Source organism: Nonomuraea sp. IBHARD001, from assembly GCF_056106265.1.
This window is the reverse complement of sequence record NZ_JBWBBW010000002.1, coordinates 7,944,013-7,964,624: the sequence shown is the minus strand read 5'-3', so window position 1 is coordinate 7,964,624 and position 20,612 is coordinate 7,944,013. Positions and strand designations below refer to the sequence as shown.

Annotated in this window: 21 protein-coding genes; 9 read left to right on the top strand and 12 right to left on the bottom strand. The window is 71.1% G+C overall.

Annotated elements, in window-relative coordinates; all coding sequences use genetic code 11:
* Nucleotides 1-62 precede the first annotated feature (62 nt).
* Nucleotides 63-995, top strand: a complete 933-nt coding sequence (locus ACTWNK_RS37825) for an HpcH/HpaI aldolase/citrate lyase family protein (protein WP_474309718.1) — start codon at nucleotides 63-65, stop codon at nucleotides 993-995.
* Here the strand turns inward: ACTWNK_RS37825 and ACTWNK_RS37820 are convergent.
* Nucleotides 985-1,530 carry a DUF6529 family protein gene (locus tag ACTWNK_RS37820; protein ID WP_474309717.1) on the bottom strand — a complete coding sequence of 182 codons (546 nt, stop codon included), beginning with the start codon at nucleotides 1,528-1,530 and terminating at the stop codon, nucleotides 985-987. The genes ACTWNK_RS37825 and ACTWNK_RS37820 overlap by 11 nt on opposite strands.
* Nucleotides 1,527-2,219: a hypothetical protein gene (locus tag ACTWNK_RS37815; protein WP_474309716.1), complete on the bottom strand. Its 693-nt coding sequence runs from the start codon at nucleotides 2,217-2,219 to the stop codon at nucleotides 1,527-1,529. Before ACTWNK_RS37815 ends, ACTWNK_RS37820 begins: the two co-directional genes overlap by 4 nt.
* 97 nt (nucleotides 2,220-2,316) lie before the next feature.
* On the opposite strand from ACTWNK_RS37815, the gene ACTWNK_RS37810 reads away from it, so the two are divergent.
* Nucleotides 2,317-3,405 (top strand): lysostaphin resistance A-like protein, encoded by a 1,089-nt coding sequence (locus ACTWNK_RS37810; RefSeq protein WP_474309714.1) that lies wholly within the window; start codon nucleotides 2,317-2,319, stop codon nucleotides 3,403-3,405.
* A gap of 1,034 nt (nucleotides 3,406-4,439) precedes the next feature.
* Nucleotides 4,440-7,238 (top strand): hypothetical protein, encoded by a 2,799-nt coding sequence (locus tag ACTWNK_RS37805; protein ID WP_474309713.1) that lies wholly within the window; start codon nucleotides 4,440-4,442, stop codon nucleotides 7,236-7,238.
* A 16-nt stretch (nucleotides 7,239-7,254) separates the two neighbouring features.
* On the opposite strand, the gene ACTWNK_RS37800 is transcribed toward ACTWNK_RS37805, so the two are convergent.
* Entirely contained in the window at nucleotides 7,255-7,632 is a 378-nt protein-coding gene (locus tag ACTWNK_RS37800) for an NUDIX hydrolase (RefSeq protein WP_474309712.1), read from the bottom strand.
* An 89-nt stretch (nucleotides 7,633-7,721) separates the two neighbouring features.
* On the opposite strand from ACTWNK_RS37800, the gene ACTWNK_RS37795 reads away from it, so the two are divergent.
* The 4 genes from ACTWNK_RS37795 (at nucleotide 7,722) to ACTWNK_RS37780 (ending at nucleotide 10,810) form a co-directional block, all read left to right on the top strand.
* On the top strand, nucleotides 7,722-8,354 hold the full coding sequence (locus tag ACTWNK_RS37795) for a DUF6758 family protein (protein WP_474309711.1): 633 nt from the start codon (nucleotides 7,722-7,724) through the stop codon (nucleotides 8,352-8,354).
* 42 nt (nucleotides 8,355-8,396) lie between these two features.
* On the top strand, nucleotides 8,397-9,011 hold the full coding sequence (locus ACTWNK_RS37790) for a MarC family protein (RefSeq protein ID WP_474309710.1): 615 nt from the start codon (nucleotides 8,397-8,399) through the stop codon (nucleotides 9,009-9,011).
* Nucleotides 9,012-9,056: 45 nt separating this feature from the next.
* Nucleotides 9,057-9,773 (top strand): MBL fold metallo-hydrolase, encoded by a 717-nt coding sequence (locus tag ACTWNK_RS37785; protein ID WP_474309709.1) that lies wholly within the window; start codon nucleotides 9,057-9,059, stop codon nucleotides 9,771-9,773.
* Between the two features lie 122 nt (nucleotides 9,774-9,895).
* A complete protein-coding gene (locus ACTWNK_RS37780) occupies nucleotides 9,896-10,810 on the top strand; it encodes a RecB family exonuclease (protein ID WP_474309708.1) in 915 nt (304 codons plus the stop codon).
* Here the strand turns inward: ACTWNK_RS37780 and ACTWNK_RS37775 are convergent.
* The 3 genes from ACTWNK_RS37775 to ACTWNK_RS37765 all read right to left on the bottom strand — a co-directional run bounded on the left by ACTWNK_RS37775 (nucleotide 10,800) and on the right by ACTWNK_RS37765 (nucleotide 13,430).
* Entirely contained in the window at nucleotides 10,800-11,717 is a 918-nt protein-coding gene (locus tag ACTWNK_RS37775) for an oxygenase MpaB family protein (protein ID WP_474309707.1), read from the bottom strand. The two genes, ACTWNK_RS37780 and ACTWNK_RS37775, sit on opposite strands and share 11 nt — an antisense overlap.
* On the bottom strand, nucleotides 11,707-12,594 hold the full coding sequence (locus tag ACTWNK_RS37770) for an alpha/beta fold hydrolase (RefSeq protein ID WP_474309706.1): 888 nt from the start codon (nucleotides 12,592-12,594) through the stop codon (nucleotides 11,707-11,709). The genes ACTWNK_RS37775 and ACTWNK_RS37770 overlap by 11 nt, the downstream gene beginning before the upstream one ends.
* A gap of 413 nt (nucleotides 12,595-13,007) precedes the next feature.
* Nucleotides 13,008-13,430, bottom strand: coding sequence for a winged helix-turn-helix transcriptional regulator (locus ACTWNK_RS37765; protein WP_474309705.1), 423 nt, complete (start codon nucleotides 13,428-13,430; stop codon nucleotides 13,008-13,010).
* Between the two features lie 122 nt (nucleotides 13,431-13,552).
* On the opposite strand from ACTWNK_RS37765, the gene ACTWNK_RS37760 reads away from it, so the two are divergent.
* On the top strand, nucleotides 13,553-14,134 hold the full coding sequence (locus tag ACTWNK_RS37760; RefSeq protein WP_474309704.1) for a YceI family protein: 582 nt from the start codon (nucleotides 13,553-13,555) through the stop codon (nucleotides 14,132-14,134).
* A gap of 63 nt (nucleotides 14,135-14,197) precedes the next feature.
* Here ACTWNK_RS37760 and ACTWNK_RS37755 read toward each other — a convergent pair whose 3' ends face one another.
* Complete coding sequence (locus ACTWNK_RS37755; RefSeq protein WP_474309703.1) at nucleotides 14,198-16,180, bottom strand: DEAD/DEAH box helicase; 1,983 nt, start codon at nucleotides 16,178-16,180, stop codon at nucleotides 14,198-14,200.
* Between the two features lie 345 nt (nucleotides 16,181-16,525).
* Between ACTWNK_RS37755 and ACTWNK_RS37750 the strand changes: the two genes are divergently transcribed.
* Entirely contained in the window at nucleotides 16,526-17,191 is a 666-nt protein-coding gene (locus ACTWNK_RS37750; protein WP_474309702.1) for a ferritin-like fold-containing protein, read from the top strand.
* A gap of 350 nt (nucleotides 17,192-17,541) precedes the next feature.
* On the opposite strand, the gene ACTWNK_RS37745 is transcribed toward ACTWNK_RS37750, so the two are convergent.
* The 5 genes from ACTWNK_RS37745 to ligD (ACTWNK_RS37725) all read right to left on the bottom strand — a co-directional run bounded on the left by ACTWNK_RS37745 (nucleotide 17,542) and on the right by ligD (ACTWNK_RS37725) (nucleotide 20,592).
* Nucleotides 17,542-17,772, bottom strand: a complete 231-nt coding sequence (locus ACTWNK_RS37745) for a DUF3107 domain-containing protein (RefSeq protein WP_474309701.1) — start codon at nucleotides 17,770-17,772, stop codon at nucleotides 17,542-17,544.
* A gap of 81 nt (nucleotides 17,773-17,853) precedes the next feature.
* A complete protein-coding gene (locus ACTWNK_RS37740) occupies nucleotides 17,854-18,474 on the bottom strand; it encodes a TetR/AcrR family transcriptional regulator (RefSeq protein ID WP_474309700.1) in 621 nt (206 codons plus the stop codon).
* 80 nt (nucleotides 18,475-18,554) lie between these two features.
* Nucleotides 18,555-18,770 carry a hypothetical protein gene (locus tag ACTWNK_RS37735; RefSeq protein ID WP_474309699.1) on the bottom strand — a complete coding sequence of 72 codons (216 nt, stop codon included), beginning with the start codon at nucleotides 18,768-18,770 and terminating at the stop codon, nucleotides 18,555-18,557.
* A gap of 32 nt (nucleotides 18,771-18,802) precedes the next feature.
* Entirely contained in the window at nucleotides 18,803-19,675 is an 873-nt protein-coding gene (ligD, locus tag ACTWNK_RS37730) for a non-homologous end-joining DNA ligase (RefSeq protein WP_474309698.1), read from the bottom strand.
* Nucleotides 19,672-20,592, bottom strand: a complete 921-nt coding sequence (ligD, locus tag ACTWNK_RS37725; RefSeq protein WP_474309697.1) for a non-homologous end-joining DNA ligase — start codon at nucleotides 20,590-20,592, stop codon at nucleotides 19,672-19,674. The genes ligD (ACTWNK_RS37730) and ligD (ACTWNK_RS37725) overlap by 4 nt, the downstream gene beginning before the upstream one ends.
* Nucleotides 20,593-20,612: the final 20 nt, after the last annotated feature.

Here is a 20,612-nt window from a genome sequence, read left to right as displayed (position 1 = left end):
TATGGCCGCTATAGAAGGGCCCCGGCTGCCGGGGACCACGCACGGCCGCTAGCGTGAGGCCCATGCGCTCGCGTCGATCGTGCCTCGCCGTGCCAGGCAGCAACCTCAGGTTCCTGCAGAAGGCCCAGACCCTTGCCGCCGACGAGGTCTTCCTCGACCTGGAGGACTCGGTCGCGCCCCTGGCCAAGGAGGAGGCGCGCAAGAACGTCGTGGCGGCGCTGCGCGAGGGCGACTGGGGCGGCAAGACGCGGGTGGTGCGGGTCAACGACCTGTCGACGCAGTGGACCTACCGCGACGTCATCGAGGTCGTGGAGGGCGCGGGCGCCCACCTCGACTGCGTGATGCTGCCCAAGGTCCAGGACCCGACCGAGGTGATCTGGCTGGACACCCTGCTCACCCAGATCGAGAAGACGATGGGCTACGAGGTCGGCAGGATCGGCATCGAGGCGCAGATCGAGAACGCCAGGGGCCTGGTCAACGCCGACGCCATCGCGGGCTCCTCCAGGCGTCTGGAGACGCTCGTCTTCGGCCCCGCCGACTTCATGGCCTCGATCAACATGCGCACGCTCGTGGTGGGGGAGCAGCCGCCCGGCTACACCGAGGGCGACGCCTACCACTACATCCTGATGCGGCTGCTGATGGCCGCGCGCACGCACGACCTCCAGGTCATCGACGGGCCCTACCTGCAGATCAAGGACGTCGAGGGCTTCCGCCGCGTGGCCGGACGGGCGGCGGCGCTCGGCTTCGACGGCAAGTGGGTGCTGCACCCGCTGCAGATCGAGGCGGCGAACGAGGTGTTCTCGCCCTCGCAGGAGGACTACGACAGGGCCGAGTTGATCATCGAGGCCTACGAGTACTACACGACGGTCGAACGCAGGGGCGCCGTCATGCTCGGCGACGAGATGATCGACGAGGCCTCGCGCAAGATGGCCCTGGTGGTGGCGGCGAAAGGCCGGGCGGCGGGCCTGTCGCGCACCACCGCGTTCAGACCTTGAGCCCGATCGTGGTGAAGAACCAGAACGACGAGGTCAGCCAGAGCCCGACCAGTACGGCGAAGGCCAGGCCGCCCAGCACCGGCAGCGCCCACCCCGGCAGCCCGCGCTTGGACAGGCTCAGCATCTTCGCCGTGAACACGCCGTAGAACAGGCACCCGAGCAACGAGTGCGCCAGCACCCTGGGCACGTCGTACTGCAGGCCGAGCGCGTACAGGCAGTGGAAGGCGACGGGAATCGTCAGCAGGAAGGCCACCCGCCCGGACCAGCGGTGCACCCACGGCGGGACGCGCAGCCCGATCTTCCCCCACATCGACAACGCCGAGACGACCTGGACGAACGCCAGCACGAAGGCCCCCGTCGTCAGCCAGGCCTTCATCGCCAGCGCCCCGGAGAACCCGGCCACGCCGATCGCGAACCCGGTCGGCGTGTGCGCCCTGCCGTACACGCCGAGCGCGAGGACCACCAGCCCACCGGCCAGTAGCGGGAGGAGCAAGGGGGCCGCGGACTTGGGGGTGGTCTCCTGGGCGGTGGTCATGACATCTCCTCGATGAAGCCGTCGACGTCCTTGGGCTCGATCTCGGTGCCGTCGACGGTGACGGGGGCGCCAGGGGTGAGCGTGGGGGTCGGCACCTGCCGGTCGCCGACGGAGGTGAAGCCGACCTGGGTGAAGCCGTTGCCGTCCGGCCGGGCCAGGACGATCCATCCGGCCTTGACGCGGGCGCCGCGCACGAGGGCCGTCGCGCGGTACAGGCCCGATGGCTTCTTCACGGTCGGGGCGGTGAAGCTCCACTTCCTGTCGCCCACGACCAGCTCGCCCGCCGCCTTGCCGCCGCCGAACGCCGCGGTGATCGCGGCCTCGCCGAAGCCGGTGAGCTTCGCGTCGCCGCCCTCCACCTTGCCCTTGAACCAGGCTTCGGTACGGCCGTCGCAGAAGTAGCCGACGGCCTTGCCGCCTCGGACCGAGATGGCGATCAGCCCGCCGTTGCCCTTGACCCTGCCCGCGTAGTCGGCCTTGAGGGCGGGGGCCGCCTTGGTCGGCTGCGCGGCCTGGCTCGCGGCCTCCTCCTGCGCCGCGTCAGGTTTGATCTCGGACGTGGCCTCGACGGTGTCGCCCGGCGCGGCGGTGGGCTGACCCGCTGGCGAGGCGAGCACGCTTCCCACGCCGAGCCCGGCGGCCATGAGCGCCCCCACCGTGAGCGTGATGACTGGCCCCAGCCTTGACATGACTACTCCCAGGGATCGGATGTGCGAAACCCGAGCATCCGCCCGTTCACCACCCCTGTCTGTGAACTAATGCGCACCCGGAGGGGAGAATGAGGAGATGCACGATCAGCCGCAGGGCCAGCCGACCTTCCAGCCGCCTCCCGGGCTCCCACCCGAGCAGCAGGGCCAGCAGGGCCAGCAGGGCCAGCAGGGGCAGTGGAGCGCCCAGCAGCCGGGGCCATGGGCCGCGCAGCCGCCCGGCGGGCTCCAAGCGCCCTACGGGACGTCCGCGCCCCGCCAGGCCTGGTTCGCCGACGCGCCTTCGGGCAGCAGGTACGACCTGCTGGCGCGCAACGCCTTCAACGTCTGGTGGCGTCCGGTCGTCGGCACGGTGATCGTCGGCGCCGGGTTCTTCGCGATCGGGCTGTTCGTGCTGCTGGCCGGGGTGGCGCTGGCGTTGCTGCTCGGCATCGACGCGCCGATGACGGAGGAGCGGCTGTTCGGCGATCCCGCCTTCGGGCTCGCGGTCCAGCTGGTGTCGATCGCGGCCGTGCTGCCGCTGGTCTACGGCACGGTCGCCTTCGTGCAACGGCGCAGGCCCGGCACCCTGTCCTCGGTGCTCGGGCGGCTGCGCTGGGGGTGGATGGCCGTCTGCGCGGGCGTGGGCGTGCTCGCGATGGCGCTCGGGCAGGGGGCGACGGCCCTGGCCTACTCGCTCACGGGGGAGGAGGCGTCGGAGCTGTTCGGATGGGCCGGGTGGTCGGCCTTCCTGCCCGGCCTCGTGGTCACGCTGCTGTTCGTGCCCCTGCAGGCCGCGGCCGAGGAGTACATCTTCAGGGGCTGGCTGCTGCAGGCGTTCGGCGCGTTCTTCAGGAGTCCGTGGTTCGGCATCGTGCTGGGGGCGGCCGGGTTCACGGCGCTGCACGGCTATACCGACTGGGGCATCCTCGACGTTTTCTTCTTCGGCGCGCTGATGGGCTGGCTGGCGGTCAAGACCGGCGGTCTGGAGGCGCCGATCGCCCTGCACGTGATCAACAACACACTGGCGTTCGGGCTCAGCTCGGCTGCCGGTGAGCTGGACGAGGCACTGCAGCAGGGTTCGGTGCCGTGGCAGTCGCTCGCGGGTACGGCGGTGCAGCTCACGGTGTTCGCGGTGGGGGTCGTGTGGCTCATGCGCAGGCGTCGCGTCGCCACGCTCTCACCGTGAGGGCGGCGTCTGCTCACGGCTCGGGCGACGCCTCCCGGGTCCGGGAAGTCGCCTCAGGTTCCATGAATCTCACTAGAGAGGTCTCGCCATCGCGGCCTGGGCGTGTTGCTCTGGGAGAGGCACGACCGTCGGCAAGTGAGGTGATCTACGCCGTGGGATGGGGTAGAAGTAGCACCGTGCATGAAGCGCTGGGATATATCGGTATATCGCAGCTTTAGTGCCACGGCACCAATGGAACGGTCCGGATCCCCCGACGAGGAGGTGTGCGACGCGTGGCCTCCGGCCCCAGCGACCCGCGCTCACCACGACGACAGCCGGACGATGACACCCCGCCACGGATCCGGCACTCTCCGCCCGGACCCGCCGACGACCGAATGCGCGGCCTGCCGGTGAACGATTCCCCGTGGGGCCGCCCGCCCTTCTCCTCTCCTGTGCCCGACGACTCCCCGGAGCCGCCACGCGGCCGTCGGCCCTACAGCAGGCCGACACCACCGGGCGGGGCTTCGTCCGGGGATGCCCCCGGGGATTCGTCCGCCGGGCATCCGGGGGGTGAACCTCAGTGGGGCGAGGCGCCCGGCACACCTGGCGGGTCGACCGGGCCATCGTGGGGCGACGCGCCCGCGCCGAGTGACGCGTCCGCCGGGGCGTGGGGCGACGCCCCCAGGCCGAGGCGTGCTCCAGGCCCGGACAAGCTGGTCGCCCAAGGCCCGGCACGCCCGAAGCACACGCAGGCAGCAGGCGCATTCCCCGGGCAGCCTCCGGCCCATCGGCAGGACCCGGCCCCGGCTGCCGCTTCCGGCCCTGTTCCTGCCTCCGGCCAAGCACCTGCTTCCGGTCCCGTCCCCACCTCCGGCCAGGCTCCTGCCTTCGGTCAAGCTCCCGGCTCCGGCCAAGCACCTGCCGTCGCACAGGACTTAGGCGCGGACAAACTGGTCGCCCAGGGGCCCGCCAGACCCAAGCACGGTCCCGGCCCCACCCGCGCGCACACGCCGCCACCGCCGCCGCACCGCCCGGTGCCGCCCGACGTGCTCCTCGTGTCCGCAGCCCCACCCGAGGCACCCCCTCCCACGCAGGACCCCACGCAGGACCAGGACCGGGACGAGGAGCAGCCCACCCCGATCACCCCGCCGTCCTTCTTCGACGGCCGCAGGGCCTTCGGCGACCCGCCCCCCTCCTACGGCCACGACCGCCCCTCCTACGACGATCCGTACGACCGCCAGGACCGGGACCCGCACGACGCCCACGACCCCCACGACCCCCACCACACCTACGACGACTACGCGGACGACTACGACGAGCCGCGCCCCTTCGGCGACCCGGTGCCCTACGGCGACCCGGCGGCCTTCAGGGACACCAGACGCCCGTACGACGACGAGGTCACCGCCGAGCCGGAGTACGTCGACCGCTCGGAGGGCGACGAGCCGCTGCACCGTGTGGGGCGGCCACCGGCGGGCCGTCCGACCAGGCCGGACCTGCTGGCCGACGACGAGGAGGGCAGGCGTCAGGGCAACGGCGGCAGGCACCGGCCGCTGCCGCCTTCGGGCGCGAGACGGTCGAGCCCGACACGGGGCCGGAGAAGCCTGGTACGCCCGTTCGCGGCGGGCCTGGTCATCATCGTGCTCGCCGCGGGCGGCATCCTGGCCTGGCAGTGGTACGGCTCGCCCGGCCAGACCGGACTGCGCCTGGCGGCGGGCGACAGCCGTTCGGGCGACACGCTGTTCAGCGCACGTTCGGAAGGCGCGGGCTCCAACCAGCTGCTCAACGACGTCGCCGCGGTCGACTCGATCGTCGTGGCCGTCGGCAGCGACACCACGAGCCCGGTGCCGCGCCCGCTGTTCCTGTTCTCGCCCGACGGAGGCGAGACCTGGCAGCTCGGCAAGGTGGGCCAGTCGGGCACGGCCACCGTGCAACGCGTCACGGGCGGCGAAGGCCGATGGCTGGCCACCGGTGGCGACGCCGTCGGGGACGAACGCGGCATGTGGACCTCGCTCGACGGCTTCACCTGGGAGGCGGTCGAGGCCGACGGCCTGGCGGCGTTCAGGCGCGGCGACCTGGTCAACGGCATCGCCAGGACGGCCACCGGGTTCACGGCCGTCGGCAGCACGCTGCTGCAGGACGGCGGCACGGGCCCGGCGGCCTGGGTCTCCTCCGACGGCAGGGCGTGGGCCCGGGTCGACAGCCGCGACATCGCCACGCCCGACACCGTGCGCGACCTGAAGGACGTGGTGGCCAAGGGCGACGAGGTGCTGGCCCTGGCGCAACAGGCGAGCGGCGAGGGCTCGGTCGTGCTGCGCTCACCCGACGGCGGACGCACCTGGAACCGCAAGGCCAGGCAGCTGCCCGACGTCAGGCCGCGCGAGGGCACCCTGGCCGTCGCGGGCGGCTCGTTCGTCCTGGTGCCGCTGAAGCAGCTGGCCGGTTCCGGCGAGGTACGCGTGTCGTGCTCGGCCGACGGCGTCGACTGGAAGGCGTGCGGGACCATCGGCGGTCTCGGCGCGCAGAGTCCGGGCGTGACCGGCGTCGTCTCCTACGCGGCGGGTGTGGCCGCGGTGGCGCAGACCGGGCTCAACGGCTACACCGTGCATCTGAGCCAGAACGGCCGTTCCTGGTCCAAGCGCGCCGACCTGGGCGATCTGGAAGGCGCCACGCTGCGCTCGCTGGCCGTCGCCGACTCCGGCCGCCTGGTGATCGGCGGCGACCAGGCGGCGGCCGAGGTCGACAACCAGCTCGTCCTGATGACGGCCGCGCCCGGCGCCCAGGCGGCGAAGGTGCCGCTCGACGGCATCGACGGCCTGTCGCGCATCGCACGCGAGACCAGCAGTGTGGCGGTCGCGGCAGGCCGCTACGTCGCGGTCGGCGCGGTGGCGGGCGACGCGGGCATCTGGACCGGCACGGACGGCGCGACCTGGGCGGCCACCACCCTCGACGGCCCCCGCAGGCAGGCGCTCGACGACGTCGCGCACGGCGCCAAGGGCTGGATCGCGGTAGGCGCCAACATGACCGATGCCTCCTCCACCGAGCCCCTCGTCGTCACCTCGCCCGACGGCCGCGAATGGGTGCGCGCCGCGGCGGCGGGCGCGCTGGCCAGAGGGGCGGAGAGCCCGTTCCTGGCCGCGCACGTGGTGGCGGCGGGCGCGACCGGCTACGTGCTCGCGGGCGAGGAGCGCACGGCGGGAGGCAGTACGGCGGCCGTGTGGTTCACCGCCGACCTCAAACGCTTCAACCGTGCGGCCAAGCTGCCCCAGGGCGGTTCGGGCGTCGTCCTGCACGACGTGAGCGCCACCCCGGACGGCTTCGTCGCGGTGGGCGGCGCCGGAACGGCCGACCACGAGAGCGGCGTGGTGTGGACCTCGCGCGACGGCGTCAACTGGTCGGCACGCAAACGCGTGGTGCCGCCCGACTCCACATCGGCCGGACTGCGCCAGGTCGTCGCGTACGGCGAGAACCTCGTCGCCGTCGGCACCGCCCAGACGTCGGGTTCGCGCAAGGCCTTCGCCGCCCTGTCGGACGACAACGGCGCGTCGTGGCGTTTCGCCTGGCTGCCCGCCGTACAGGCTGCGGCCGTTCACGATCTGGCGGCCACCGAGCAGGGCATCGTCGCGGTGGGCTGGCACGGGGCGCCGGGTTCGGGGGACAGTGCCGCGTGGACGTCGGAGGACGGCCTGAACTGGCACCGGCATGACCTGACGCAGGGGCAGCTCGGCGGGGACGGCATGCAGTGGCTCGGCGCGGTGGCGCTCAGCGGGCCGAACGTGCTGGCGCTCGGCCGTTCCACCACCTACAGCGCCGACCACCTGCTCGTGTGGACCTCGACCCTGGGTTCGTCCCGATGACGCCGGGTTCCTCGCGTCAGGGGAGCACGTGCCACTCGCGCAGGGCGGACAGCAGGCCGTCGGCCAGCGGGAGGGCGAGCAGCTCGCCAGGTGTGACCCAGCGCGCGTCGGCGGCGTCGTCGCCGGGGCGCAGCGTGCCGCCCGCGACGGTGGCGTGGAAGTCGTGTATCTCGTAGACGGTCGCGCCGAGCCCTGGCCGGTCCACGACCCCGGCCAGCGCGCCGGGCACCACGGTCAGGCCGGTCTCCTCGGCCAGCTCGCGCACCAGGGCCGCGGCGAGCGTCTCGCCCGGCTCCACCCGGCCGCCCGGCAGCGACCACGACCCTTCGCCCGGCGGCCTGCCCCGGAGGATGACGAGCAGCCGCCCTGTCGAATCATGGACGATCGCTCCCACACATTTGACCCGCACCCCGACAAGATTACGGCCTCATAACGTGTGACGGTCTTGACGGATGGGCGGGATGCGAAGCACCGTGGGTAGCTGTGAGAGCCGCGCCTACCTGTCCAAGGTGCTTTGGCCAGCTTCATGCACCGAGTGTGTGGTCCAGCGCCTGGCGCTGCGACGCGCACGGCGACGTCCTGCCGTTCCAGCCGCCGCGTCAGCCTTCGGCGGCCTCCGCCGACGCGCTGCGCCGGCACAGTGTGGTGCCCGTGTGGTTACCGTGGCCACTGCCGCAGGGCTGGCTGGTGACCGGGTTCGCCGAGGCTGGGGACGAGCGCACGGGCGGCAGAGCCAGTGTGGTCGCGCTGAGCGGCCCCTCGTTCACCCACGGTCCCGCCGACCTGCTGCTCATCGCGGAGGAGCCGGGTGTGGGCCTCGGCGCGGCCTTCGCCGGGCTCGGCGGCCCGGACCCGGGCAGCGGGTTCGACCAGGGCCCGGCCAACGCCAAGCTGGACGTGCTCGGCCGCCCGACCGCGCTGTGGTGCGTCGAGGGGCCGGACGACCGTGCCGTCTACGCGGGCGAGGCGCTCGGCAACTGGATCTGGGCCATCGCCTGGCCGGTCGAGGCCGGGTGCCTGATCGCCCTGTCGGAGCTGGCCCTGCGCGACCTGCGGGCCGACGACCAGGACTACGACCTGCCGTTCGGCGCGTTCTCGCCCAGGCTCGAGGAGTAGGCTTCGAACACTTCCCCCAGGTGTTTGCGCTCTGGGGGTGCGGTGTTCGACGTCAGGTTCTTCGTCGAGGCGTTCGTGACGATGTTCGTCATCATGGACCCGCCTGGCGTCATCCCGCTCTTCCTCGCCTACACCGGCGGGCGCACGGCACAGGAGCGCAAGCACATCGCCTGGCAGGCGGCCGTGACGGCGTTCTGCCTGATCGTGGTGTTCGCCGTGTTCGGGCAGGCGATCCTGGGCTATCTGCACGTCGAGGTGCCCGCCATGCAGATCGCGGGCGGGCTGCTGCTCCTGCTGGTCGCACTCGAACTGCTGCGCGGCACGACCGAGCCGAAGGCGGGCGCCATCCGCTCCAATGTCAATGTCGCGCTGGTGCCGCTCGGCACGCCGTTGCTGGCGGGGCCGGGCGCGATCGTGGCGACGATCGTGTTCGCCCAGCAGGCCGACGACAGGAAGGGCGGCATCCTGGCGCTCGGGCTGGCGATCGCTGCCGTGCACCTGGTGTTGTGGCTGTTCATGAGGTTCTCGGTGAGCATCATCAGGGTGATCAAGGAGAACGGCGTCGAGCTGGTCACGAAGATCGCCGGCCTGCTGCTGTCCGCGCTCGCCGTACAGCTCATCATCAATGCGATCAGGTCGCTGGTGGCCACGGGTTGATCTCCACTGGAGCGATCGGGGCCGGTACGCAGTACAGTTCGGGGCGTGACAGCGCGTATCGAGCGAGTGGTGACCGAGGGCGTCGTCGATGTCGACGGCGTGGAACACAAGGTCGAGAACAACACCTGGATCGTCGGTGACGACGACGAGGTGATCGTCATCGACCCGGCGCGTGACGCCGAGGCGATTCTGGAGCAGGTCGGCGAGCGGGAGGTGCTGGCCGTCATCTGCACGCACGGCCTGCCCGACCACGTCGGGGCGGCCATCGAGGTGGCCAGCCGTGACGAGGCCGTCGTCGCCCTGCACCCCAAGGACAAGCCGATCTGGCGGGAGACCTGGTCGGAGACCTGGCCTGACATCGACATCGAGGACGACGGCATCTTCGGTGTCGCCGACGTCCAGCTCGAGGTCATGGAGACCCCCGGGGTCACGGCGGGCGGCGTCTCGCTGTACTGCGAGGGCCTTGAGGCCGTCTTCACCGGCAAGTCCCTCCAGGCCGACGGCCCCGGCAGGATCGGCGGTGAATACCCTGCCCTGCCCGACCAGCTCACCGCGATCGGCGGCCGGATCTTCACCCTGCCGCACGCCACCCGGGTCCTGCCCGCGCACGGCGACGAGGTGACGGTCGGCGACCTGGAGCCGAGCTTCGACGAGTGGATCTCGGGCTCGCTGACCCGCGAGGGCGAGGCTCCGGCGCCGGAGGGCCCGCTGGCCGACGGCACCCGGGTGTCGGGGATCAGGCTCGGCCCGAGCGACGACTGACGACGCCGCGAGGGCGCCGAAGCAGGGCGGCCGGTTTCCCCGCGCGGGAGACGGGCACCTGCTCCTTCGGCGATCGCGAACGACGCCGGGCGCACGCGCCGGGCAGACGGGAGGCGCGTCAGGTGCAGGAGCAGCTCCCCCTGGAGGGCATGCCGCGACGGCTCTACTCGTGCACGCCGTCGCGGCTCAACACCTGGATCGACTGCAGGCGCCGCTACCGTTTCGCCTACCTCGACAGGCCGCAGCCGCCGAAGGGCCCGGCCTGGGCGCACAACAGCGTGGGCGCGAGCGTGCACAACGCCCTGGCCGGATGGTGGCGCGAGCCCTACGAGCGCAGGACGCCGCTGACGGCGAGCACCCTGCTCACGACCGGATGGATCGGCGAGGGCTTCAGGGACGCCGAGCAGTCGTTGCGCTGGCGCGACCGGGCACGTGACATGGTCGCGGGCTATGTCGGCACGCTCGACCCGGCCGAAGACCCGGTGGGCGTCGAGCGCACGGTCGCGACCCGTACCTCGGTGATCGCCGTGTCCGGGCGCATCGACCGGCTGGACCGGCGGGGCGACGAGCTCGTCGTCGTCGACTACAAGACGGGGCGGCGTCCGCTGACCGGCGACGACGCCCGCTCGTCGCTCGCACTGGCGATCTACGCGATCGCCGCCTCGCGCATGCTGCACGTGCCGTGCCACCGGGTGGAGCTGCATCACCTGCCGACCGGCGAGGTCGTCGAGTGGCAACACACCGACGACTCCCTGGATCGGCATCTGCGCAGGGCCGAGGAGGTGGCGGCCGAGGCGTCGGAGGCCGACGACCGCTACCGAGCCGAGATCGCCGCACCGCCACGCGGCCGTTCGCGTTCCCCGCGTACGGCGGGCGCACCCGTCGTCTCGGCGCCGCCGGTGCTCTCACGCGAGCTCGACCAGGCCTTCGAGCCGAGCCCCGGCCCGATCTGCTCGTGGTGCGACTTCCGCCGTCACTGCCCCGAAGGGCGATCGGCCGCTCCGGACCGCGAGCCGTGGGCCGCGCTCAAGGACTGAGCCCCGCGGGCCAGCGGCGCGGATCGGTCAGGCCTCTCAGCCCGGCGCCGAGGTCGTAGCCGGCCGAGGCCAGCCGCTGCCGTGATCCGCGCAGCATCTCGCGGGTCGCGGGCTGGAACGCCCTGTCGTGCACCGGCTCGGGCAGGGTGCGCATCGCCGTCCTGAACGCGCGCAGCGCCGCCGTGACGACCGGACCCGGCATCTCGGGCAGCAGGCCGTACATGCGTCTGGCCCAGGCGGGAAGCGTGTGGTAGCACAGTGCGCCGAACGGGAACCAGAGCGGTTTGCCCGGCGCCAGGTGGCGCAGGTCGTGCGGCAGCCGAGGCCACAGCAGGAACCTGACGGCGGCCGACGCCTCCGGCAGGACCCGCAACGTGGGCCGCACGCGCCTGAAGTAGGCGGCCAGCTCGGCCAGCGACCCCGGCACGTCCTCGGCGTGCAGCCCGACGTACCCGGCGCTCGCCCGCTGCTCGGCGAGGTAGCGGTCGGCCTGCGCCGTGCTCAGCCCGAGCCCGGCCCGCCTGGCCACCTCCAGGTAGGAGGAGACCTCGGCGCAGTGCACCCACAGCAGCAGCTCGGGATCGTCGACCCGATGGGAGGCGCCTCCCGGCCCGCGCACACGCAGCGCCCGGTGAATCCCCCGCACCCGCCTGCCGATCGCCTCCGCCTCCGCCGGACTGCCGAACGTCACCCGCCCCACGAAGTCCGCCGTACGGCGAAGCCGCCCGAACGGATCCTCCTGGAAGGTGGAGTTCTGCCACACGCCGAGCATCGCCACCGGGTGCAGCGCCTGGAGCATCAGCCCTCTGACGCCGCCCACCCACATCGACCGGTCGATGTGCACCAGCCAGCTCACGGTGTGCGGCGGCTGGACGACCAGGGCGCGGACGGCGTCGTCACGGGGCATGGGACCTGGCGTCCAGGAGGGTGGCCTCGGCGGCGTTCCAGAACCTGGTGAGCGCCGCCGCCGTGGTCTCGGGCGCCTCGACGGCGGGGGAGTGCACCGCGCCGGGCACGACGACGCAGTCGGCGTCGAGCCTGCGGGCCATCGCCGACTGCACCTCGGGCGGCCAGCCGTCGTCGTGCTCGCCGAACAGCACCAGCGTCGGCACCTCGATCTGGCGCAGCTCCTCGGTGCGGTCCGGCTGGTCGAGCACCTGCCTGGTCATGGTGGTCAGCGCGGTGGGCGAGTTGGACAGCAGGCGCTTGCGCAGGAAGGCCACGATCTCGTCGCTGACGCCCGAGGCGAGCGCCTCGGCCTCCATGCGGGTGTTCCAGAGCTGTTCGAGGCCGTGTTCGGGCACCTCTTCCAGCATGGTGCTGGCCGCGCGCTCGCGCATGCCGACGATGCCGGTCGGCCCCGAGCTCATCAGCGTGTAGGAGGCGAACTTGGTGCGCCCGTCGATGACGGCCTCCCTGGTCACCAGGCCGCCGAAGGAGTGGCCGACCAGGTGGATCGGCTCGCCGCCCATCGCGTGCGCGACGAGGTCGATGTCGTTGCCGAGCGCGGCGCAGGTGTAGGCGTCGGGCTCTTCGGGCCCCGGGGTCTCGAACTGCCCTCTCATGTCGATCGCGACCACCCGGCGCCCGCCGTGCGCGAGCGTCTGCATGATCGCGATGAAGTCTTCCTTGCTGCCGGTCAGGCCTGGCACCAGAAGGGCGGGCCAGCGCTCGGCGACACCGGTGAGCGGCATCGCTTCAAGAGCGGCGAACGAGCCATCGGGCGTATCGATCTGCACGGGGCGAACGCCAGGCGGCAGGGTCAGGAATCGCGGCGTACTCACGTGAGGTCACACTACCCAGACGCGAAGTAGGCAACACCGGCTATGGCGTGACAGTGGAGTCGATCGAACTACACAAATTGCCATATAAGGTCTCTTGACTTCACATATAAGACTAAAGGGATAAATAGCGCGTCCTGCCATCATAGGCACCATAGTCATCGGCATCGTCGCCGACCGGCGCGCCGTCGTCGTTGAAGGCGCACTCAGGCGCGTCCTGCCCTCCGGGTATCGCGGGTACGCCGCCCGTACGGTGTCCATCCAGCACAGGGCGCCGGGCAGTGCGGCCTGCCATCACGTGCGCGCCGACATCACCGACGCCTCGGGGCGTTTCGGTGAGCGCCTGCCGTCGAGGGGCGCAGGAGGCGCCTGGCGCGTCGTGTGCGCGGGTGACCGTACAACGTGCGGCATACGCCTCAAAGGCGCTCACGCTGCCCTGAGGGCGGCGGGGAGGCCATCGTGAGAGGGGAGCCGGCGGCGGCGCGGGCGTCGTAGTCGGCGCGGGAGGCGTCGATCTCGTCCAGGTGGCCCTCGGCCCAGGTGACGAGCGACTCGACGGCGGTGAGCAGGGTCTTGCCCATGTCGGTCAGCTCGTAGTCCACGCGGGGCGGTATCACCGCGTACATCGTGCGTTCGACGATGCCGTCGCGCTCCAGGTCGCGCAGCGTGGCGGTGAGCATGCGCTGGCTGATGCCCTCGATCGAGCGCTTGAGCTCGGTGAAGCGCAGGGTGCCGTGGCTGAGCCGGGCGATGACGTGCAGCGACCACTTGTCGCCCACGCGGTCGAGGATCTCGCGCGCCCGGCACGCGGCGGGACTGTGCTCGACGATCTGGCCCATGGTTCCCTCCGTGTGCCTAGGACAGGGGAAAGTGCCTTCTTGTGAGGACTTGGTGACGTTCTGCACGATGTTGTTGGTTCCTCTTGCAAACTGCCTTACCAAAGATAACTCAAGGAGTTCTCATGCCTGCCGGTGTCGTCGAAATCCCCGGTTACGTCGCGGGGACCTGGGTCGTCGACCCGGTCCACTCCGAGGTCGCGTTCGTGGTCAAGCATCTGATGATCAGCAAGATCCGTGGCAGGTTCACCCGCTACGAAGGCCAGATCGTCACCGGCGCCGACCCGCTCGACTCCAGCGTCACCGCCGTCGTCGACCTCGACTCGGTCGAGACCGGCAACGAGTCGCGCGACGCGCACCTGCGCTCCGACGACTTCCTCGGGGTCGAGACCGACGCCAAGCTGACCTACCGCTCGACGGGCGTGCGCGCCGACGGCGAGGACTACATCCTCGACGGCGAACTCACGCTCAGGGGAGTCACCAAGCCGATCGAACTCAAGCTGGAGATCAACGGCTTCGGCCCCGACGCCTACGCCGAGGACCCCTTCGCCGGGGCCAGGGCCGGATTCACCGCGACCGGCGAGATCAACAGGACCGACTTCGGCGTGAACTACAACGGGCCCATCCCCGGCGGCGGCCTGGCCCTGGGGGAGAAGGTACGCATCATCCTGGAGATCCAGGCCGCCCTGCAGACCCCCAAGCCCTGACCCGGCCCCACGAACGACGAAGGGAGCGCCCCCCGCAAGGAGGCGCTCCCTCACCCGAGTCGCTCAGCCGGCCCGGCGCGGGCGGTTGCCGCCCATGCCGCCGCCGCCACGCTGCTGCGGGCGACGGCGCTGGGCCTGACGCTCGCTCGCGGCGCTCGGCGCGATCTCGTCGTCGTCGGTGGCCAGGTCGGGTGACTGGAAGATCACCGCGAACGGGCTCGACGGGATGATCCGCTCCGGCTCCCTGCGTACAGGGGGCGGGGTGGAGAAGGCGGGCTCCGCCACCTCGTAGGCCGAGATCCGCTCTTCACGCACTTGCCGCTCCTCGTGGGCCGCTCGCTCGTCCCATGCCTGCCGCTCCTCGCGCACGGGACGCTCCTCGCGGATCGCGGGAGCCTCCTGCACCTCCACCCGGGGGTCGCTCTCGGCCCTGCGGGTGCGGGTACGGCGCTGGGCCGGGGCCGCGGGGGCCTCGGTCACCGCCGCCGAGGTGTCGGCGAGCACGGTCTCGATGGCCGTCGTCGCCGCTCCGGCCACCTTGCGGGTCCTCGTGCGCCTCGGCGCGGTCTCGGTGACCGACGACGGCGCCGCCGCCTCCGGTGTCACCTCGGCCTGAGGACCTCCGGCCGCCGCGAGCTCCTCCGAAGAGATGATCGCGGGCGTCTCGTCGATCCTGCGCGTCCGGCGTCGCTTCTCCACTGGCTCGACCTCCGGCTCCACAGCGGCGGCTGTCTCGGCGTGCTCTTCAGGAAGGACTGTGCCCTCCTCCATCCTGCCGCCGCGGGTGCGACGGCGCTGACGCTGAGTACGAGGACGACGCTCCTCGCGCTCCTCACGCGCCTCCTCGCGACGGGGACGTGTCCCCCCGCGGGAGCGCGAACGCCCGGTCTCGCCCAGATCCTCGATCCGCTCGGCGTCGAGCCCCGCCCGTGAGCGGTTGGCGTGCGGGAGCACGCCCTTGGTGCCTTCGGGGATGTTCAGCTCGGCGAAGACGTGCTTGCTCGTCGAGTACGACTCCTCCGGCTCGGCGAAGTCGAGCCCGAGCATCTGGTTGATCATCTTCCAGCGGGTCAGCTCCTCCCACTCGACGAAGGTGACCGCGATGCCCGTGCGCCCGGCCCGGCCGGTGCGGCCGATGCGGTGCACGTAGGTCTTCTCGTCGGTGGGGCAGTCGTAGTTGACCACGTGGGTGACGTCGTCGATGTCGATGCCGCGCGCGGCGACGTCGGTGGCGACGAGCACGTCGATCTTGCCGCTGCGGAAGGCCCGCAGCGCCTGCTCGCGCTGGCCCTGCCCGAGGTCGCCGTGGACGGCCGCGGCGGCGAAGCCACGCGTCTGCAGCTGCTCGGAGACCATGTCGCAGGCCCGCTTGGTCTCACAGAAGACCATGGTGAGCCCACGGCCCTCCGCCTGGAGCAGCCGGGACACGATCTCGATCTTGTCCATCCGGTGCACACGCCAGACGAGCTGACGTACCTGCGGGGTGGCCTCGCCCTCGCCGCTGGTCGACTCGGCCCTGATGTGCGTGGGCCGGTTGAGGTAGCGGCGCGACAGGCCGACGATCTCGCCGGGCATGGTGGCGGAGAACAGCATGGTCTGCCGCTCGGCCGGGATGAGCTTGAAAATACGCTCGATGTCGGGCAGGAAGCCCAGGTCGAGCATGCGGTCGGCTTCGTCGAGCACGAGCATGCTGATCTGGCTCAGGTCGAGGTGCTTCTGCTTGACCAGGTCGAGCAGGCGGCCCGGGGTGCCGACGATGACGTCGACGCCGGACTTGAGCGCCTCGATCTGCGGCTCGTACGCGCGTCCGCCGTAGACGGTGAGCACGCGGGAGCCGAGCTTGCCGGCGGCGGTGACCAGATCTTCGGACACCTGCACGGCCAGCTCACGGGTAGGTACGACGACCAGCCCGCGGGGCTTCTTGCGGTTCTTGCGCGGCTTGCCGATGCTCTGCAGCATGGCGATGCCGAACGCGTAGGTCTTGCCCGTGCCGGTGCGGGCCTGACCGATGAGGTCCTGGCCGCTCAGCGCGAGCGGAAGTGCCATCTCCTGGATGGGGAACGGCGTGGTGATGCCCTCGGTCTCGAGGGCATCGGCGATCTCTGGTGTGACTCCGAGGTCTCGGAAAGTCGTCAGCGTGGCCTGCCTCAGTCTCAAATGAAGGCGGGCCTGCCGGGACCATCGGGCCGAAAAACGTTCCCCGTGCCAGGGTCCTCGCGGTAGAGCCAGCCCTCTCGCGTCATCGCGACCGCAGACCCAGATTGGGGATAATCGGAGGGGAATCCCTCGGATCAACACAGTGCGGTCGCACTTTCACAGAGCAGTGTACTCGATACCACAACGCGAGCCGAGTTTCTGTTTGTTCCAGATGACTTCTCTTAGTCTGCACCCATGACTGATTCCGCTCCCGATCCGGGTGTCGTCGATCTTTTCGGGGTGCTCGCCTATGCCGAACTCACCGCGTTCCACCGTCTGGCCGAGGACGCCGCGCACCTGGCGCCGACACTGGCCGACCAGGCGGAGCTGAGCGAACTGGCCGTCGTGGAGTTCGCGCACTTCGTCCTGCTGCGCGATCGGCTGAGCGCGCTGGGGGCCGATCCCGACAAGGCCATGGCCCCCTTCGCCGAGGCGTTCGACGCCTGGCACGCCCAGACGAAGCCGGGCGACTGGCTGGAGGCGCTGGTCAAGGCCTACGTCGGGACCGGCATCGCACTCGACTTCTACGGCGAGGCCGCGAGGAACCTCGACGCCTCGGTACGCGACCTGGTCGGCGAGGTGATGGTGGACGGCGGTCGCTCGGAGTTCGCCGTCGAGCGGGTACGCGCGGCGATCGAGGCCGACCCGAAGCTCAGCGGCAGGCTGGCGCTGTGGGCCAGACGCCTGGTCGGCGAGGCGCTCAGCCAGGGGCAACGGGTCGCGGCGGCCAGGCCGGAGCTGGCCAGGATGCTGGTGGAGGCGGCGGCCGAGGACCAGGCCGACATCTCGCGCATGTTCGCCAGGCTGACCGAGGCGCACGGCAAGCGCGTGGCCGCGATGGGGCTCACGCCCGGCCCGTGACGGACGGCGTGACGGACACCAGGATGTGCGGGGGAGGCGCGCGGCGCCCGGTCGCGGTTGTAGCGTGCCTGGCATGAGGGCCTCGCGCCGCTACGGCAGTTCCTTGACCAGATGTGGGCCGAATCGCTGGATCTCACGCGCGGTGCTGCGCAGGGGAAGCGTCGAATGTCCCGCTTTCGAGCAGCGGAACCACACTCCCGACCGACGAAGAACACCGCACGGCTGTCAGCTGCCGCCGCCACGACGGGGCTGCTCGGACGGCTGAACGGCCGCGCCCGCCGCAGCGCTCCCCTTCATGTTCATGCCCGCGCAGGGCGGGGAAGGGGAGCGGTGCGGCGGGCGCCGGGTCGTTACAGGGTGCCGCCGAATCCCACGGGCCTGGACTCGTCCTCGCCGATCTCCACGAAACCCAGGGAGGCGACGGGCACGATGACGCGCCTGCCCTTGACGTCGGTGACGGAGAAGACGCCGCGGTCGGCGGCGAGTGCGTTGCGGATCTCCTCTTCGAGCTCCTGAGCCGTGAGATCGGTCTCAAGGACGAGCTCACGGTGCACGGAACGTACGCCGATCTTGATTTCCATCGGGTTGCCTTTCGACGGGTTGCTCATCCCATCGTGACCTGGAAACCCCGGGGTGAGGCGTTTGATCGCGGCAAGCGGAATCTATGTCGTGCGCGGGAAGCCGCTGATGCCGCGCCAGGCCAGTCTGGCCATGAGCTGCTCGGCCGCCTCCTTGGGGATGGAGCCGTGCTGGGTCATCCAGTAACGCGCGCTCACCTCGGCCATGCCGACGAGCCCGACGCCGAGCAGGTGGGCCTCGTCGGCCGAGCAGCCGGTGTCCTCCTGGATCACGTGGCTGACCATCTCGGCGCACTCCTTGAGCGAGCGCTCGACGCGCTGGCGTACGGCGGCCACGTTGCGCAGGTCGGACTCGAAGACCAGGCGGAAGGCCTCGCCCTGGTTGGAGACGAAGTCGAAGAAGGCGCTGAAGGTGGCCTGGACGCGCAGTTTGTTCTCCTGCGTCGAGGCGAGCCCTTCGCGGCAGCGGTTGACCATGTCGTCGACGTGCAGGTCGAGCAGGGCGAGGTACAGCTCCAGCTTGCCGGGGAAGTGCTGGTACAGAACCGGCTTGCTGACTCCGGCCCGATCGGCGATCTCGTCCATCGCGGCCGCGTGGTAGCCGTTCTCCACGAACACTTCCTGCGCGGCGCTCAGCAGCTGGCGGCGGCGGGCGAGCCGGGGCAGTCGGGTGCCCCGGGGCTTGGCGTCCGGGGTAGTGGTCACGCGGGTCTCCTAGAGGGAAAGGCGAAGTCGCCGGTGCGTCCGGCGAGCTCGTTGGGACATCCTACGTGCGAGTAACCTGCTCAGCGATAGTCGTCGTCGTCATCGTCGCCCACCGTGCGGTCCTGCTCGGCGGCGTCGGCGGGGTCGACGTCGATCGAGAATTCGCGGGCCGATCGGCTCTCGCCGTCGTCGAGAAGCGCGCGGTGCTGCTCGGCCGCGTCGGCCTCCGGGGCCTCGATGGGCAGCTCGTCGTCGCCGACCGGCCGCTCGTCCCCCCGCACGTCCATCTCCGACATTTCAGTCCCCTCCCGTTGTGGACATGTCCAGCCTACGCCTGGGCGAACAGGTCGCCGTGCTCGCGCACCCGCTCCAGGACGGCCTCCGCGGTGAAGACCAGCTGCTCGGGCCTGGTGCAGTCCTCGACCTCGCGCCAGGTGAGCGGCGTGGAGACCGTGGGCCGCGAGCGGGCTCGCAGCGAGTATGGCGCGACGGTGGTCTTGGCGGGGTTGTTCTGGCTCCAGTCGATGAAGACCTTGTGCGGGCGTTCCTTGCGCGTCATCACACTCGTGACCGTGTCGGGATGCGCCTTCTCCAGCCGTCTGGCCAGCTCCTTGGCGTAGTCGGAAGGCTCGCCCCGACCGTCCCACGGCGCGTACAGCTGCATGCCCTTGCTGCCGCTCGTCTTCGGCCTGGCCGTGAGCCCGTCGGCGGCGAGCTCCTCGCGCAGCAGCAGGGCGACGCGGCAGCACTCCACGACGGTCGCGGGGGGGCCGGGGTCGAGGTCGAACACGAGGGTGTCGGGCGGCAGCGGCTCGTCGTCGTCGCCCACCCGCCACATCGGCACGTGCAGTTCGAGCGCGGCCAGATTGGCGTAGTAGACCAGGCTCGCCAGGTCCTCGACGACGGCGAAGTCGATCGTGTCGCGGTCCTTCGTACTGCCAGGCACCGGGATCGTCACCCTGCGCACCCAGTCGGGGGTGTGTTTGGGCGCGTTCTTCTCGAAGAAGAAGGCGCCCTCCACGCCGTTGGGGTAGCGCTTGACGGTCAGCGGCCTGCCGCGCAGGTGCGGCAGCAGGACGGGCGCGACGCGGCTGTAGTAGTCGATGATCTCGGCCTTGCTGAACCCGGCCTCCGGGTAGAGCACCTTGTCGAGGTTGCTGAGCGTCAGTTCGCGCCCGTCGACCTGCACTGGGACCTTCACCGTTCGTCCTCTCTCGTCACCTCGGCCGGGATCTTGTCGGGCCGCAGCCCACGCCAGACAGGGTTGCGCAGCCGTCGTTCGTGGGTCCACATCGTGAAGGCCACCTCCCCGACCAGCTCGGGCCTAACCCACCGGTTGCGCCCGTCCGGCCTGTTGCTGAACGGACAGGAGTCGATCTCCAACGGCCGCAGCAGGCCGTACAGGTGGTCGAGCGCCGCGTCGGTGAACCCGGTGCCGACGTGTCCCACGTAGATCAGGCCGTCGTCGTCGAACACGCCGACCAGCAGCGAGCCGATCCCGCCCGCCCTGCGGCCCTTGCCCGGCAGCCAGCCGCCGACGATCACCTCGCGGGTGGCCAGGTTCTTCACCTTGACCCACCAGTCGGCCCGCCTGCCCGGCCGGTACGGCGAGTCGAGCCGCTTGGCGATCACCCCTTCGAGCCCGCGCTCCCTGGTGGCCGCCAGCAGGTCGCTCCCCCCTGGGAAGTACGGCGGCGCCGCCACGTCGAGCCCGTCGAGCAGCTCCCTCCTGGCCTGGTACGGCAGGTCGAACAGCGGGGCGCCGTCCAGGTGGAGCAGGTCGAAGGCCATGTACGTGACGGGGATCTCGGCCAGCATCGGCCCGGGGTCGGTGAGGTGCATGCGCCGCTGCAGCCGTTCGAAGCTGGGCAGGCCGTCCGGCCCGAGCGCGACGACCTCGCCGTCGAGCACGGCCGAGTGCGACAGCAGGGCGGCCAGGGCGGCGATCTCCGGATAGCGGGGAGTGAAGTCGGCTCCGTGCCTGCCGCTGACGCGCACGCCGCCGTCGACGTAGACGACGGCCCTGATGCCGTCCCACTTGACCTCGAGCCCGTAGCGGTCGCGGTCGGCGGGCAGGTCTCCGGCCACGGCGAGCATAGGTTCGACCGGGTATGGCATCGGATGGCGCATGACGGGTA

Coding starts and splice junctions, on each gene's coding strand:
- ACTWNK_RS37825 (WP_474309718.1), top strand. CDS start 63: ATGCGCTCGCGTCGATCGTGCCTCGCCGTGCCAGGCAGCAACCTCAGG.
- ACTWNK_RS37820 (WP_474309717.1), bottom strand. CDS start 1,530: ATGACCACCGCCCAGGAGACCACCCCCAAGTCCGCGGCCCCCTTGCTC.
- ACTWNK_RS37815 (WP_474309716.1), bottom strand. CDS start 2,219: ATGTCAAGGCTGGGGCCAGTCATCACGCTCACGGTGGGGGCGCTCATG.
- ACTWNK_RS37810 (WP_474309714.1), top strand. CDS start 2,317: ATGCACGATCAGCCGCAGGGCCAGCCGACCTTCCAGCCGCCTCCCGGG.
- ACTWNK_RS37775 (WP_474309707.1), bottom strand. CDS start 11,717: ATGCCCCGTGACGACGCCGTCCGCGCCCTGGTCGTCCAGCCGCCGCAC.
- ACTWNK_RS37765 (WP_474309705.1), bottom strand. CDS start 13,430: ATGGGCCAGATCGTCGAGCACAGTCCCGCCGCGTGCCGGGCGCGCGAG.
- ACTWNK_RS37760 (WP_474309704.1), top strand. CDS start 13,553: ATGCCTGCCGGTGTCGTCGAAATCCCCGGTTACGTCGCGGGGACCTGG.
- ACTWNK_RS37755 (WP_474309703.1), bottom strand. CDS start 16,180: ATGGCACTTCCGCTCGCGCTGAGCGGCCAGGACCTCATCGGTCAGGCC.
- ACTWNK_RS37750 (WP_474309702.1), top strand. CDS start 16,526: ATGACTGATTCCGCTCCCGATCCGGGTGTCGTCGATCTTTTCGGGGTG.
- ACTWNK_RS37745 (WP_474309701.1), bottom strand. CDS start 17,772: ATGGAAATCAAGATCGGCGTACGTTCCGTGCACCGTGAGCTCGTCCTT.
- ACTWNK_RS37735 (WP_474309699.1), bottom strand. CDS start 18,770: ATGTCGGAGATGGACGTGCGGGGGGACGAGCGGCCGGTCGGCGACGAC.
- ligD (WP_474309697.1), bottom strand. CDS start 20,592: ATGCCATACCCGGTCGAACCTATGCTCGCCGTGGCCGGAGACCTGCCC.